This window comes from Stygiolobus azoricus, assembly GCF_009729035.1.
In the GTDB taxonomy this organism is placed as follows: Archaea; Thermoproteota; Thermoprotei_A; order Sulfolobales; family Sulfolobaceae; genus Stygiolobus; species Stygiolobus azoricus.
The window spans coordinates 1,163,243-1,177,433 of sequence record NZ_CP045483.1 but is presented as its reverse complement, the minus strand read 5'-3'; the positions used below and the strand labels follow the sequence as shown (position 1 = coordinate 1,177,433).

At 40.9% G+C, this 14,191-nt stretch carries 13 protein-coding genes; 4 read left to right on the top strand and 9 right to left on the bottom strand.

The window, feature by feature from the left end; translation table 11 throughout:
• Window positions 1-49 precede the first annotated feature (49 nt).
• Window positions 50-541 (top strand): NAD(P)H:quinone oxidoreductase, encoded by a 492-nt coding sequence (gene wrbA / locus D1868_RS06550; RefSeq protein ID WP_338055777.1) that lies wholly within the window; start codon window positions 50-52, stop codon window positions 539-541.
• 111 nt (window positions 542-652) lie between these two features.
• On the opposite strand, the gene D1868_RS06545 is transcribed toward wrbA, so the two are convergent.
• A complete protein-coding gene (locus D1868_RS06545; RefSeq protein WP_156006720.1) occupies window positions 653-1,090 on the bottom strand; it encodes a hypothetical protein in 438 nt (145 codons plus the stop codon).
• Window positions 1,087-2,370: an acetyl ornithine aminotransferase family protein gene (locus tag D1868_RS06540; RefSeq protein WP_156006718.1), complete on the bottom strand. Its 1,284-nt coding sequence runs from the start codon at window positions 2,368-2,370 to the stop codon at window positions 1,087-1,089. The genes D1868_RS06545 and D1868_RS06540 overlap by 4 nt, the downstream gene beginning before the upstream one ends.
• A 186-nt stretch (window positions 2,371-2,556) precedes the next feature.
• Between D1868_RS06540 and D1868_RS06535 the strand changes: the two genes are divergently transcribed.
• A complete protein-coding gene (locus tag D1868_RS06535; protein ID WP_156006716.1) occupies window positions 2,557-3,024 on the top strand; it encodes a peroxiredoxin in 468 nt (155 codons plus the stop codon).
• A gap of 49 nt (window positions 3,025-3,073) precedes the next feature.
• On the opposite strand, the gene D1868_RS06530 is transcribed toward D1868_RS06535, so the two are convergent.
• Window positions 3,074-4,837: a serine/threonine-protein kinase gene (locus D1868_RS06530; protein ID WP_156006714.1), complete on the bottom strand. Its 1,764-nt coding sequence runs from the start codon at window positions 4,835-4,837 to the stop codon at window positions 3,074-3,076.
• Between the two features lie 153 nt (window positions 4,838-4,990).
• The gene (locus D1868_RS06525; protein WP_156006712.1) at window positions 4,991-5,866 is read right to left on the bottom strand and encodes a pirin family protein; all 876 of its coding nucleotides are present in this window, start codon (window positions 5,864-5,866) and stop codon (window positions 4,991-4,993) included.
• A gap of 417 nt (window positions 5,867-6,283) precedes the next feature.
• Between D1868_RS06525 and D1868_RS06520 the strand changes: the two genes are divergently transcribed.
• The gene (locus tag D1868_RS06520; protein ID WP_156006710.1) at window positions 6,284-7,483 is read left to right on the top strand and encodes a PIN domain-containing protein; all 1,200 of its coding nucleotides are present in this window, start codon (window positions 6,284-6,286) and stop codon (window positions 7,481-7,483) included.
• Window positions 7,484-7,564: 81 nt separating this feature from the next.
• Here the strand turns inward: D1868_RS06520 and D1868_RS06515 are convergent, their stop codons facing one another.
• Window positions 7,565-8,017, bottom strand: coding sequence for a hypothetical protein (locus D1868_RS06515; RefSeq protein WP_156006708.1), 453 nt, complete (start codon window positions 8,015-8,017; stop codon window positions 7,565-7,567).
• A 278-nt stretch (window positions 8,018-8,295) separates the two neighbouring features.
• Here D1868_RS06515 and D1868_RS06510 point away from each other — a divergent pair, with 278 nt between their 5' ends.
• Entirely contained in the window at window positions 8,296-10,011 is a 1,716-nt protein-coding gene (locus tag D1868_RS06510) for an alpha/beta hydrolase family protein (protein ID WP_156006706.1), read from the top strand.
• Between the two features lie 130 nt (window positions 10,012-10,141).
• Here the strand turns inward: D1868_RS06510 and D1868_RS06505 are convergent, their stop codons facing one another.
• The 4 genes from D1868_RS06505 to D1868_RS06490 all read right to left on the bottom strand — a co-directional run bounded on the left by D1868_RS06505 (window position 10,142) and on the right by D1868_RS06490 (window position 14,190).
• Complete coding sequence (locus D1868_RS06505; RefSeq protein ID WP_156006704.1) at window positions 10,142-11,038, bottom strand: Ldh family oxidoreductase; 897 nt, start codon at window positions 11,036-11,038, stop codon at window positions 10,142-10,144.
• A 71-nt stretch (window positions 11,039-11,109) separates the two neighbouring features.
• Window positions 11,110-11,931, bottom strand: coding sequence for a DUF1028 domain-containing protein (locus D1868_RS06500; RefSeq protein ID WP_156006702.1), 822 nt, complete (start codon window positions 11,929-11,931; stop codon window positions 11,110-11,112).
• 191 nt (window positions 11,932-12,122) lie between these two features.
• A complete protein-coding gene (locus tag D1868_RS06495; RefSeq protein ID WP_156006700.1) occupies window positions 12,123-13,037 on the bottom strand; it encodes a 3-methyl-2-oxobutanoate dehydrogenase subunit beta in 915 nt (304 codons plus the stop codon).
• The gene (locus D1868_RS06490; protein ID WP_156006698.1) at window positions 13,030-14,190 is read right to left on the bottom strand and encodes a transketolase C-terminal domain-containing protein; all 1,161 of its coding nucleotides are present in this window, start codon (window positions 14,188-14,190) and stop codon (window positions 13,030-13,032) included. Before D1868_RS06490 ends, D1868_RS06495 begins: the two co-directional genes overlap by 8 nt.
• Window position 14,191: the final 1 nt, after the last annotated feature.

Genomic DNA, 14,191 nt, shown 5'->3' with positions numbered 1-14,191 from the left:
CTATAGTTGAACTAGCTAAGGAGCTGAAGAAGAAGGAGCTGAAACGAGGATAAGAAGAGTTAGAGAAACCTTATACCCTGAATTAATAGAAAAGTTTCACGTTCCTATTGAGACCAATAATAATATACCTGAGGTGAGTTTAGAAGACCTTAAATGGGCTGATGGGTTAGCTATAGGTTCTCCAACTAGATACGGGAACATGGCTGGAGGAATGAAAACATTCCTAGACACCACTGCTCCCTTGTGGAGTTCTGGAGTGTTATACGGTAAACCGGTAACTTTCTTCACTGAAGCGTCTACAATTCACAGAGGACATGAAACTACCATCCTAACTATGTCAACTTACGCCTATCACTTCGGCATGATTATAGTACCCTTAGGTTACGCAATCCCTGAAATATCTTCTACTACCACTGGAGGGAGCCCTTATGGTGCCTCGCATCTAGGTTCTAAAAAAGAGTTAGACGAAAATGAGAGAAAGATAGCGAGATTTCAAGGGAGAAGATTAGCCCAGGTAGCGAGGAAGCTCAAATGCCCGTAAAGGGGGTAAATTTAGGGTATTAAATTACAAATGGTTGAAGGCCTCGTCCTTCAGGGCGGGGATAATTTAAATTACACGTACCCTTTTTCTTTTTCCTATTTATTATTTTATCTACCAATCAATCTGTATTTTCCATTTTCTCCAGTCCCCAAAAACCTTATCATATTCAGGACATCCCCTTCTGTAATTAAACCCATTTATCCAATCTACATTGACAAATGTATCGAAGAAGAACTGATCCTTAGGTTCATTCACTATGTGCTTTGAAAGTTCATTAATCGCCTTTTCCATTTCTTCCCTGCTCTCGAAATACAAGAGTATAACTCCCTTACTAGCTAGAGATATGGGAAAAGGGAACACAGCATATTTACCAGTATATCCTTTTTCCTCTAGTAACCTGATGAACTCCTCTAAACCTACTTTCAGTGCCCTTACGGGTATTCCTAACTTATAACACCTTAACGAATTTTCATGTTGTATACCTCTCTCATAACTGGCCCAACACTCTCTGCACTTTTCCCAAGGTCTGCCGAAATATTTCCAATTCAACGCAATGAGTTAATCACCTCCTTTAAGATGGAGAGACCTACCTTTGCCTCTTCCTCACTGATCACTAGGGGAGGTATAATCCTTATCGCAGATTTTCCTGCGGGAAGGAGTAATAATCCCTTCTTAAAACTCTCTTCTATCACTTTGTCCCTCGTCTTTGTGTCAGGCTCTTTCCTTTCACCTCTCACGAACTCTATACCCCAAGCAAGCCCTAACCCTCTTACGTCATCTACTTTCATTTGCGTAAGCTCTTCTTGGAAAAGCTTGCCTAACTCGTTAACTCTAGGTAAGAGCTCTTTCACAATCTCTAACGTTTTTACCCCTATAGCACAAGCTACTGCATTACCGCCGAAAGTGTTACTGTGCATTCCTTTTTTCTTGAAGTCTAGGTCTTTCCTGAACACTGTAGCGCCGATAGGATAAAGTCCTCCACCTAAAGCCTTAGCTAAAGTGATCACATCTGGAGTAGAGTTGAAGTTCTCTATTGCGAACATTTTCCCCGTCCTACCCATGCCCATTTGTACTTCATCGTCTATAAGGTATATACCGTACTTTCTCGCCGTCTTTTCCAGCTGTGAAAAGAAACCCTTAGGCGGGACTACATAACCGCCTTCACCCTGTATGGGTTCAAAGATTATACCGGCGACTTCTTCTGGATCTACCAAGTGGGCGAAGACCCAAGACTCTAAGTACTCTAAAACCGCGTTTATTAGACTATCGGGGTCCTCATACCCGTTTATGTGCCACGGGTTCCTGAATGGGTTCGGGTAAGGTATGTGGAATACTCCCGGTAAAGTGGGACCGAATAAGTACTTCTGCACTGGCCTACTGGCGGTCAGGGATAGAGAACCGAAAGTTCTGCCGTGGAAGGAACCAATAAACGCGATTAGGTATTTTCTCTTAGGGTCGGATTGTTTAATTAATTTGATGGAAGCCTCTACAGCCTCTGTTCCGCTGTTAGAAAAGAACACTTTCTTGGGGAATTCACCCGGAGTTAGTTGTACTAACTTCTTGGCTAACTCCAACTGAGGGACGTTATAAAAGTCGTTCCCCATAGAGTGGGCTAGCTTCTTCATTTGTGCTTCCGCTGCTCTTATGACTTCAGGGTGAGATGGCCAACCTAGGTTATTTACTCCAATTCCTGAGGTAAAATCTAGGTATTTATTACCATCAACGTCATATAACCACACACCTTCCCCTCTGTCCAAAACTAACGGTAGTTCTCGTGTAGAGGTAGCTAAGAACTGTTCCGATTCTTCTACTATTTTCCGGCTCTCCATAATATGATCTTTGAATGGTTGCTTAAATCCATTTGCTAATTTTTAAAAAATTATGTAAGTTTCAAGTTAAAGGAGGAAAAAGTGGAGAAAGAGACGTTGTGAACCTTCAATATAAAGGTGTTTATGATTAGTATTTATGCACTTTTCAAAAGTTTGTTTAAATTCTTACGTTACATAACATTTCCTATGCCGGAAATCGGAGAGAAAGCCCCGGACTTCGAGGCTGTGGATACTGAGTTGAAAAAAGTGAGGTTGTCAGACTTTAGAGGCAAAGTAGTAGTCCTAGCCTTTTACCCCGCAGCCTTTACATCGGTCTGTACTAAAGAGATGTGCACGTTCAGGGACTCCATGGCTAAATTCAACGACATGAACGCTGTAGTTATAGGGATCAGTGTAGACCCTCCTTTCAGTAACAAGGCATTTAAAGAGCAATACAAACTCAACTTCATCGTAGTCAGTGACTATAATAGAGAACTCGTGAAGAAGTATAACGTTTATTGGGAGTTCCCTGCACTACCTGGCTATATACTCGCTAAGAGAGCGGTGTTCGTGATAGATAAAGAAGGGGTGATAAGGTACAAGTGGGTGTCTGATGACCCTACAAAGGAACCTCCTTATCAAGAGATAGAGAAAGTGGTAAACGAAATAAAATAAGGGTACTCTTTCTTGTTTTTTCTGTTCTGTTTCCCTAGAACTCTTATCATCATAACAATTTTAACAAGAGATTATGTACCTCTAAGGAAGTAGGTCTCCTGACGGGGTCTGGTGATATCATAGACATTAACAAGGGCTTTACCTCAGTGGGTACATTGGGATCCCATCCCCTTAATTTTCCCTGAGCTTTCCTGACCTCGTACCTCACGCAATTAAAGTCCTTTCTCTGGTAACAGTTGTAAGCGTTGTTCATCTCCTGAAGGTCTGGTCTGTCCAGTTTTCTGGTAAGTAGGACATACATGGTCATGCCTAAAGAGAACACGTCGAAGTAGGGCTTAGCGTTTTCCAAATACGCCTCTGGGCTGGCGTACTCCACGGTCAGCTGTAACACTTTCCCGTTTACCCTGACAACACTGCCCAGATCACCTAGCTTGAACTTAACGTTCTGGAGGTCATAAGGGTAATTGGGCTTTTCGGTTAGGAAGATGTTCTGGGGCTTGACGTCCATATGTACCAAACCTAACTTGTGCATCTGATACAGAGCCGAGGCGACACTTGCTATAGCCCTATACACCGCCTTATTCCACTGGGTAGAATAAAAGAACTTGTCCTCATGCATTAACTCGGCCATGTTTCCACCCCTCATGAACTCCATGACGAGCATAGGGGGTTCTCTTTTGTAAAACGTGAGGTTCCCAGTTAAGACCTCTTCAATGAGGAACTTGTCCACGTGTACTGCGTATACCTTAACTACGTTAGGGTCGCTGGAGAGCTTTGACAAACTGTTAGCTTCACTTATGAGTGTGTCGAAGTGTTCCTCAGGTACACCGGTGTAGATCTTCAGGACTTTGACAGCAACTTCATTTCCCTTAGGAGTCTTAGCCTTTAACACGTAACCGTTACCTCCCTCTCCCAAGACGTCAGTTACCTCGTATATGGAGAGCTTTTTCCCCACCCACACTTTCGGGTTCCAGTTAATCGGAGCGGAGGGGCTCAGGGGTTTAGAGGGCAAGGACTTAGGCTGGGACGCTGAGAGCTTTTTCTTGATTAGAGGGCTCGGGACTATCGAGTCTATGACCTTGTAGAGTGCCATTGCCTCATTTCTCCTGCCGACCGTCTCGAGTACCTCAGCCTTGAAGAACATGGCTAGGATGTTTGTGGGTTCAGTCTGCAAAGCGATGTCCAAGGTCACTAAGGCTTGGTCGTAAGTTCCCTTGTCCCTGAGTACCAGAGCCCTCTCGATTAACGCGTCCACGTTATTGGGTTCGTAAAGTAGGACTCGGTCTATCTCATATATGGCTTCCGTGAGTAACCCCTTAAGCCTGTAAATGTGTGTGAGGGCTATGCTTACCGGGGGGTTGAAGTTGTTTCCCTTCCTCACGGCTGATAAGGATTTCTCCGCTTCCCCCAGCTGACCTAATTCGGCAATAATAACCGAACGTAAAGACGCTATTTCGCTCTTGTTCTTCTTGGATTTAATATAAGCCTTCTCAGTATAATCTAGGGCTACTTTGAGGTTCTTTTTCCTCGAAGAGGAAGTCGCCAAAAAGAAGGAGTAATAGTAAATCGCTAAAGCTAAAGTGTAAAGGGCTTCCCATGAGTCTTTGTTATAACCTTCTACGACCTTTCTCAAGGTGTTAATTGCCGTCTTTAACTTCCCCAGTTTTATTTCTGTCTTCCCCTTCCACAGTAGCACTTCCTCACGGTCCGGAAACATCTTATAGGCTCTTTCGAAAGTCTTGTACGCGTTGTAGTAATCCCTACTATCGTAAAATTGTCTTCCTTGTGAGATGAGTGACCTTAATGACGACACATGATTTTTACGGTGATACTAAATTATAAACTAAACTAGTTAGGAAGATTAAGTCACTTTAACCTAAGTATAGCGATGATACAACTATCTAATTGTAGTATATGGCCGCGTGTGTTTATATATACCTGCCTTTATAAACTTAACGTTAAGGTATTAAACATCTTCCCTTAATCCGGTCTTTTTCACGAAAGTCCCCTTTCTTAAGTCATCTAAAGCTTCATAGATCTGTTCCCTTGTGTTCATGACGATTGGACCGTACCAAGCCACCGGTTCGTATAATGGTCTACCAGCCAGAATTATTACTCTCCCTTCTCCGCTGAGCTTAATCTCTTCTCCCTCTCTGCTGAAGACTATTAAGTTTCCTCTCGGTATTGAAGGGAGGGATTCTTCAGCTTTTACCCTTCCTTCTACGACATACGCCAGAACAGTGTAACCATGTTTGAAAGAAGCGTTGAACTCGCCGTGTAGTTCCACGTCATAGTAAGACGGGTCTACTGGGCTCTTAACTCTCACCGGTCCCACTAGTCCTTTGTATTCTCCTGATAGTACTTGAATAGTGCCGAAGTCGAACTCCTCTTTGGGTAGTTGTTTAACGTCTCTATAAACTGGGTCTGTCATCTTCAAGTTTGCAGGTAAGTTGACCCAGAGCTGGAGACCAGACACTGTGTTTGGATCATAAGGGTAGTTAAACGTTTTGTCCATAGGTTTCGGCATCTCTTGATGAAATATTCCGCTTCCTGCCGTCATCCATTGGGCTTGACCGGGGTAAATTACACCTTTATTACCCTCACTGTCCTCATGTTCTACTCTACCTTTGTATAACAGTGTTACGGTCTCTATCCCTCTGTGAGGATGCCAAGGAAAGCCCATGATATACTCTTCAGGCTTATCAGAGCCGAAGAAGTCTAGTAAAAGAAAGGGGTCTGTAATGTCTACAGTTTCTGGGCCACCAAAGACACGGTATAGCTTTACCCCTGCCCCGTCTCTCGTGATCTTACCTTGTATTAAGCCTTCGACTTTCCTTCTCATAGGTTTCAGTTTGGCTACAAACTATTTAAACGTGATTCAACTTAGCTAAGTTAATAAGAAAGGAGGGTAGAAGTTAAAATTTAGTAATTAACATTGTGCAAAGCCCTAATTTTCGAGTATTTGGTAGTAACTTCTAAATCCTAGAAGGTCGCAATTCTCCCCCTTATCTTAACACGAGAACAACAAGTTTTCCTAAAATCGTCAATGTGATTGGCTCAGGCCTACAACCAATTTAAAGTAAATCCATCTAAATCTTTCCCCATTGATGATATGCTTACTGTTCTTCTACCTAGAAAGGACGTGATCAGTGTCGTACGTTTATAAGGATGTTACTCATCCCGGATTAGACTTTGTACACCTTAAATGCATTTATTTTCCATTCAATAACATAAATATTAGTTTTTTCATTATTTATTAATGATCTTCGCTACGCTAGGCTCAAATAAACTTGTCACTACGTTAGATGCAATAATGACAGAAATATTTACCGGGGTCAAACCCGACAAAATTCTAATTCTTTCGGAAGAAGCTCGACGCATAGACTTAAGTGAGGTAATGAAAGCCTTCGGATTTAATGTTGAAACAGAAAACTTAGAGCTGGGAATTGGGATAAACGCTTGGAGAGATAAGATTAAGGATATTGAAATAGATGTGGCTGACATAACCCCGGGGAGGAAGTATATGGCTATTGCTGTGCTCAACTACTCTAAGGCTAAAGAGGTTCGTTATGCTTACTTAAAAGAAGAGAGCAAGGGATATAATATCTTCGGTTACGTTCCACTTCAGGAAATAACAGTTTATGACGTGAGGAATGGTGTAAGTATCCCATACGACCCTCCTAAAACAGTGGAAAACTTACCTAGAAAAGTTGAGATAGATGTGGAGTCATTAGAGGCCTTAATTAACCTCTATTCTCTTTTAGGTAATGTTGACTATGATGAAGATTTTGAAGAAATATGTAGGTTAAGGTCTGGTGACATAAGGTTTAAGGAAGAGGAAAAAATTATGCAATATGTTAAGGATAGATACTTTTTCTTAGCTGATGTCAACGTTTACGTTTTTCTAGGGGAAAGACTTGGTAAGATTACTTGGTCTAAAGAATTTGGGCCCCGTCTACTCGCCTCGAGGTCGACTTATAATGAACTTTTAAGGCATACCACTTCAACACAAAAGGGGGAAGATCCTAAATTTCACCTAGCAATGAGTTCGTACAGAAGAATTCACAAGCAAGTCCCGGTCTCCGAATCTAGTAGAGGTTCTGATGTAGTTCTAATTGAGGAAGCTAAAGCATTGAAGAAGGAATTACCAGACCCTCTAGCATTGATCACTGCTGATGGAGGTGTTGGAACATCAGGAACTAGTCAAGGTGTTAAAGTAATTTTATTACACGATAAGGTTAAGGGACAACGTAACGTAGGAGAGTTGTTATTCTGTGAGTCATTTTACAAAAACAACATAGAGATAAGTGTTAATGGAGAGCCATTCGCTAGAATACTGAAGAGCAAATTCCCGAATGAGAGAAAGGTGACTGTAGAGACTCTCAAAGCTGAATATAATTACGCGTATGTATTAAGCAAATTGGAAGAGATAATGAAAAATAATGGAAGTGAAAACTAGAATAAGACTAATGGAGGTCTCCTTCTGAGGAGAACTACTTAATACTAACTATGTACAATATCGTTGAAGAAGGAAAAAAGATTAGAAGTTGTAGAATCCTAACTTTGTGAAGTAGTTCAACAGTTCTAGTACGTCTTTGTCGTTCCTTTCCTGAGCCTTAGTCCTCCACTCGAGGAGCCTTTGCTTTATTAGCTCAAGGTCAGCCTGCCTGTCGGTCTTATACCCAAGCCTATCTAATAAGTACCATAGGCCGATTAACCTCCTCTGATTGGGTAGTGTCACCCATTCCTCTAGGATTACCTTTATGGTGCTGTTTCCCTTCTTAAATACAGCGTCCCGCATGTTCTCCGTAAACTGGTCTAAATAGTCCACGATTTTCCTCACTTCGTCATCGTTCATTGCAATACCATACTTCTCAGCTACTAGATGGCACAGTTTGAATAGTTTGTCTATGTTCTGTTGTAGGTCTTTTAACTCCTGCTCATTCAGACCGTTTACCTCGAGTTTTACCTCGCCGTAGTCAAGTAATGGCATATTACTCTTTTTTGAAGGCTAGTTTAAAAAATTTACTTAATTAATATGAGATTTAAGCAAAATAATAGTTACAATATAAAGCATTAGTATACTGAGTGCGAAGAAACTGAGCTAATACCAGTCTTGTAAATCAGAGAAGCTACTGTGCCTTGAATAGTGGCATCTGTGTCAGTGATAACTAGGGTTTCTAATCAAGTAAAAATTAATTTACCAAGATTTTATCTGAATAAGTCACAATTTACGAAAGACTTTTATCTTGGGTTAGAGTAACATATTTTATGGAATATTCAGAATTATTAAAGAAACTTGAGGAACTTATAAAAGCCCCCTCATACCATATGGTAGGTAAGCTCAAGGACGTACCACTGCTCTTGACAACTACAGAAGGTGTAGTTAACTTATCTGTATTACGTGGGGATAAGCTAGATCGAATAACTAAAGACCCTATAGCAGAACTAGCCAACCCTAAACCTCAATTGGATTATGTTCCTATAATCAGGGATGTAGAGAGAGGCAAGGAGTTACATTCAATCTTCGTAGTGAATTTAAAGGGAGAAGAATACGAACTTGCATCACCGAAGATGAGGATCACATCAATTGCATATGACGAAAAGGCAGTAGTATTTACGGGTTCTACTCAAGATTCAACAGCATTATATATGGTTGAAGACGGAAAGTTAAGAAAGATAGTAGAGCTACCACCTTTTAGTGCAATTACAGACGTTGATGGAGATCACATAGCGGGTTATGGCGTCTTTACCAAAAACTTCAGATCTTTTGAGATATTCCTTGCTGACAAAAGCGGTGAAGTCAAGGTTATAACTCCTAAAGAAGGTAGTGTAAATACACCGAGTGCATTTAAAGAGGGGAAATTGTACTTCATTAGCGATTACGAGTACTCAGGTGAACGCGAGTGGATTTATGCTTACGACGTTAAAAGCGGTGAGATCAGTAGAGTGAAGTTTACTTATGACGATCTAGAGAAATCACAACCTACTAGTCTGTCAATAAACCCAGATGACAGGTTGGTAATAGCTTCTAAGAACGGTGAGAGTAAACTCTACATTGACGGAAAGGAGATAAAGACACCTGAAGGAAATGTTACGGGGGCCACAAAGGTAGGAGATAAAGTTTACTTCACTCATACGCATCTCTTGAATAAATCTACCATATACTTACACGACTTAAGGGATTCGACTACCCGAGTAGTTATAGACAGTAGTGCGAGCATAAAAGGTAAAGTAGAGTTTATGAAGGTTAAGAACGGGGACGTAGAAGTGCCCACGTTTATCGTTACACCGGAGAACAAAAAAGATGTAGGGGTGATATATGTTCACGGTGGTCCTTGGGGCTCGGTAGATAACAGCTGGGATACTATCATAGCCTCGTTACTGATTAACGGGTATGTTGTAATCGCGCCGAATTTTAGAGGATCTATGGGCTACGGTAACAAGTTCATGTTAATGGACATAGGAGATTTAGGGGGAGGAGATCTAAGTGACGTTGTGAGAGTGAGAGATTATATCGTAGAGAAAAAAGTTGTGAGCAAGGTGGGTATTATGGGATATAGTTACGGCGGATATATGACACTTCTGGCTTTAGGAAGAGAACCGGACAAGTGGGACTTCGGAGTTGCTGGTGCAGCTGTAGCTGATTGGGTGGAAATGTATGAACTCGGAGACAGTTTCTTCAAGGGATTTATAACCATGGTATTTAACGGTGGCAACAAGGAGCTTATGAAAGAGAGGTCACCTATATCATATGTAGAGAATGTTAAAGCACCTCTATGTGTTATTCAACCGCAAAATGACTCTAGAACTCCTGCATTGCCGGTGCTGAAATATTGTCTGAGGTTACAAGAGTTGGGTAAGAAGTTTGAGTTACACCTAATACCAGACATGGGCCACATACCGTATACTGTAGATGATACAATGAAGATCATACTACCGGCTGTTCTATTCTTAGAAAGAGAAACTAAAAAAGAGAAAAGTTAGTTAAATTGACAAGTGCAATCATTAGCAAGAGTAATCCTTCTTGTTTAGTAACAGAAGTTGTAACCAAGTCCCGTGAGTTAGATGAGTAATTTGATGATCATGAATTATCAATAAAACACGTGATTTCATGTTATAGTATACTTGTTAAACTTATCCATAGATTTTCAGGAATTTCAATTTCCTCCTTTCTTTTCTTATTTAGCAAATGATAATCTCTAGGTAACCTCTCTAACACCTTTTTGTAATTGGCATTAGCCTTAATAACAAGAGCTATAAAGGGGTTCACGTCATTTTCGTCCGAAAACATTGTAGTTAACATTTCTATTCCTAAAGCAATATTAAACCCCTTATAATCTCCAATAGGCAATAAAGCGCCTCCTTCAAGTAAATCCTTGGGGTTATCGCTTAATTCTCCTTCTTTAGTAACTATGACCTTTTCCTCAAACTTCTCACCTTTTATAAGCTTATGTAAAGCTTTACCGAAAGAAGTTATGCTTAGAGCTGTATCTATAACTATGCCAGGGAAACCAAAGCTAATAGGATTATTACCTAGAACCCTCCCTTTCATCCCCTTAAGAGAAATTAATGGAGGTGACCTAGCCATGATTACACTGGCATAACCTTTCTCACCCATTCTCTTAGTAAATGTTGAAAGCCTTCCTAGATGACCTACATTCTTACCTATTACGATGTAATAGTCCAACCTTTTTTCAGCCAAGTATGATACTAGCTTCCTTAGAACCACTTGTCCAAAAGTCATGTTACCATTTACTGTAATAAAATTTTCACCGTTTATTTCGACTTTCCCCTTGGGATTTATAGGAGGAACCCTTTGTCCACCTATATCAACTTCCTCCCCTTTAGCTGATTTGACATAGTAGGGGATTAATTGTAAACCGTGATCTGAGTGCCCATCTACTTCTGCATCTACAATTTCCTCAGCCAAATACCCTGCATACTCCTCAAAAGTTACCTTAGAGAATATTTTGTAAACTAGTTGTTGTGCCTCCTCTACTTTTAACCTCATAATTAAGAATATTATCTCGAAATTAAAAAGATGAGGTAAGTATAAAATCACGATGAAAAAGACTTTGCTATTTAAGAAACATTTTCACCGGCTTGTTCTAACAACACTTTAAGTACAGTCTTACCTATCTTATCACCCGTGTATTTTGATTCAAAGTTGTTTATTTCGACCCAATCTCTTAAATTGCTATAACCTAATTTCCTTAAAGCCCTATTAATAACTTCTGTGTATTCTGAAACATTAACCATTTCCTCATCTATGAACATTGAAATCCATATGTTTAATATTCTTTCCAACTCCTTTATTGGTTCTTTATGGTCGTCAACTCTCACATCAACATATTTCCCAATTTTAACTGGATTTATTTTACCTATGTCATTCCCTTCTTCCTTCTTAACAACTATTATTGCAGCACTTTGCTTCCCTCTTCTATCACCGCCCTTCTCGTCTCCAGCCTTTAAAGCTCTTAAAATTCTTTCATAAACCTTACCCTTTCCTTCTGCCTCTTTAGCCATAGCTTCTAAAACTTCCTCACCAGCCAGTATATTTCCTTGGACTGTGAAATTATTTCCCACAATATGTCCAGCATAAGGGTGGCACTCCTTACCGGTGAATGCTGTGGCCAAACCTCTAGAGTCTACTATCCCAACTTGCCTTTTCTCCCTTAGTGGATCCGATTCAATAAGCCTCTTTAACGTCTCCCTTGCATCATATTTTTCTAATAGTTCTAGGCCAATTCTTCCGTAATCTAAATTAGCTAATGCTTGTGTAGCTATCGCACCTACACCGGGTTTCAACCAAGGTACTAATGCACCTACAGCCAAGAATTTACTTGCAACGCCTACTCCCCACGCCTCTTCATTTGGATCGTATATCACAATTGAGAAAGTCATATGTAACTTTAGAGGGAATGAGTAATAAATTAGACTTTTCAAAAAATGAGTTTAATACCTAGAAGGTGAAAAACAATTTCTCCTTAATTTGAGTTTAAACATGAGGGTTATCTTTTGCTCAAAAGTGTTATAACTAAGTTGAGTTGAGAAAAATCTTTCTAAAATTAAAAAAATAAGTTTCCCTTAACGTGTTATCTTTTTACTAAATCCTTTATATATTCCCACATCGAATCAACGGCTTCTTGGAACACTTTAATTTCTTCTTCACTCATCTTTGCAAATCTTCCCTGCAACTTCAAGTACTCCTCTACCGGTTTCCTCTTAGACTTATCAAGTAAGGTCTTGCTTATTCCCGTTAATGAGAACTCTCCATTAACAACCTCAAATAACGGCCATACTCCAGTTTCCACGGCAAGTTTAGCCACTTCGATAGTCAAACTACTGTCGAACCTCCAGCCTGGAGGACACGGAGAGAGTAAGTGTATATACCTGAACCCCTGCATATCCTTTGCTTTTCTTAACTTAGCTTGATAATCAAACGGGTAGGCAATTGAAGCAGTAGCAACGTAAGGTATCTTGTGCTCCATCATAATAAAGGGCACTGGTTTCTTAAACTCCCTCTTACCTGCTGGTGTAGTTGTAGTCCAAGCTCCGAAGGGCGTTAACGATGACCTTTGAATACCTGTATTCATGAAGGCCTCGTTATCATAACATACGTAAATTATGTCCTCGTTTCTCTCCGCCGCCCCGCTAACTGCAGCAAAGCCTATATCTCCCGTAGCACCGTCTCCAGCCCAAACCACTACTTTGGCATCTTCTCCTCTCATCCTCAACTGCCTCGATAAACCGCTAGCTATGGCTGCAGCTGATGCAAAGGCACTGTGGACTACTGGTACTGGTGAAGGAGAGCCTTTGATGTCTCCCATGATCACTGTTGAACATGAGGCTGGGACTACTAATACTGTTTTCTTACCCATTACCTCTAACAGTAGGTCGAGCTCTTTCGGTATAGGACAGCCTGGACAAGCGGCGTTTCCCCTGAAGAAGTACTGTTGTCTGATCACTTTCTTTTGTTTAATATACTCAGGAATTAACTCCTCACTCATTTAACCACCTCTCATCAAATTTGTGACCGTTTAACACGTCTTCCATTACCTTTTGGAAGTGGAGAGGTCTTACGTCTTTCCCTCCTATACCTGCTATTACACTATAAACATCGATCCCGCTGTTGTATAAAGTAGCCTTAATCTCTGTAGCTAAAATCCCTCCGATACCGTATGAATATTCTCTGTCAAACACTACAACACCGTGTACTCCTTTCAACGAATCCTTGATCCTCTCCTTTGGGAAAGGTCTTACCACTCTGATCTTCAGTAAGCCCACTTTCTTTCCTTGACTCCTCATCCTCCTTACGGCTTCTCTCGCGTCCCCAGTCCATGCGCCAGCAGTTACGAACACGTATTCCGCATCATCGCACATATAACACTCGATTAAGCCAAACTGTTTTCTACCGCTTATCTCCTCGTATTCCTTACTTATCTCCTCGATGACTTCCTTACTCCCTTCCATTGCCTTCATAGTCTCGAACTTAATCCTCATGTAATCGTCAGGGGCAGCAATTGGTCCTACGTTGACTGGGTCGTTGAAATCTATTAGATTGAATTCCCTAGGAGGTATGAACTTATTTACAATCTCATCTTCTAGAATTTCCAATCTCTCCATAGTATGGGTTAAGATGAAACCGTCAAATCCCATCATTACCGGGAGTAATACCCTCTTGTCTTCACTTATCCTGAAGGCTTGCAACGTCATATCGTAGGCCTCTTGGACGTTTTCCGCCATCATCATGATCCAAGACGCATCTCTCTTACTGAAGAAATCCTGGTGGTCATCCCATATTGACCAAGGTTCAGCTAAAGCCCTAGTAGCTACTGCATTAACGATAGGTACTCTTTCACCTCCAGCCCAGTAAATCATTTCTGTCATGTATAACAGACCTTGGGATGACGTTGCAGTAAAAACCCTAGCTCCAGCTACTGCTGCACCGTAAACTGCAGCCAGTGCTGAGTGTTCACCTTCAACCTTTATTAACTCCGCCTTTAGTTCTCCTTTTTCTATATACTCTGCTAGTTTCTCTAGCATCGTAGTTTGAGGAGTTATTGGGAAAACTGCTAAGACTTGTGGTTTAGCCTGTTTTACTGCATAAGCTACTGCGTGGTTACCTACCATTGCCGTTACGTGTTTTGTCACGGTCATCATT

What these genes read in the sequence shown, in the direction of transcription:
- D1868_RS06540 (WP_156006718.1), bottom strand. Translation starts at nt 2,370, where the DNA reads ATGGAGAGCCGGAAAATAGTAGAAGAATCGGAACAGTTCTTAGCTACC.
- D1868_RS06535 (WP_156006716.1), top strand. Translation starts at nt 2,557, where the DNA reads ATGCCGGAAATCGGAGAGAAAGCCCCGGACTTCGAGGCTGTGGATACT.
- D1868_RS06525 (WP_156006712.1), bottom strand. Translation starts at nt 5,866, where the DNA reads ATGAGAAGGAAAGTCGAAGGCTTAATACAAGGTAAGATCACGAGAGAC.
- D1868_RS06520 (WP_156006710.1), top strand. Translation starts at nt 6,284, where the DNA reads ATGATCTTCGCTACGCTAGGCTCAAATAAACTTGTCACTACGTTAGAT.
- D1868_RS06515 (WP_156006708.1), bottom strand. Translation starts at nt 8,017, where the DNA reads ATGCCATTACTTGACTACGGCGAGGTAAAACTCGAGGTAAACGGTCTG.
- D1868_RS06510 (WP_156006706.1), top strand. Translation starts at nt 8,296, where the DNA reads ATGGAATATTCAGAATTATTAAAGAAACTTGAGGAACTTATAAAAGCC.
- D1868_RS06505 (WP_156006704.1), bottom strand. Translation starts at nt 11,038, where the DNA reads ATGAGGTTAAAAGTAGAGGAGGCACAACAACTAGTTTACAAAATATTC.
- D1868_RS06500 (WP_156006702.1), bottom strand. Translation starts at nt 11,931, where the DNA reads ATGACTTTCTCAATTGTGATATACGATCCAAATGAAGAGGCGTGGGGA.
- D1868_RS06495 (WP_156006700.1), bottom strand. Translation starts at nt 13,037, where the DNA reads ATGAGTGAGGAGTTAATTCCTGAGTATATTAAACAAAAGAAAGTGATC.
- D1868_RS06490 (WP_156006698.1), bottom strand. Translation starts at nt 14,190, where the DNA reads ATGATGACCGTGACAAAACACGTAACGGCAATGGTAGGTAACCACGCA.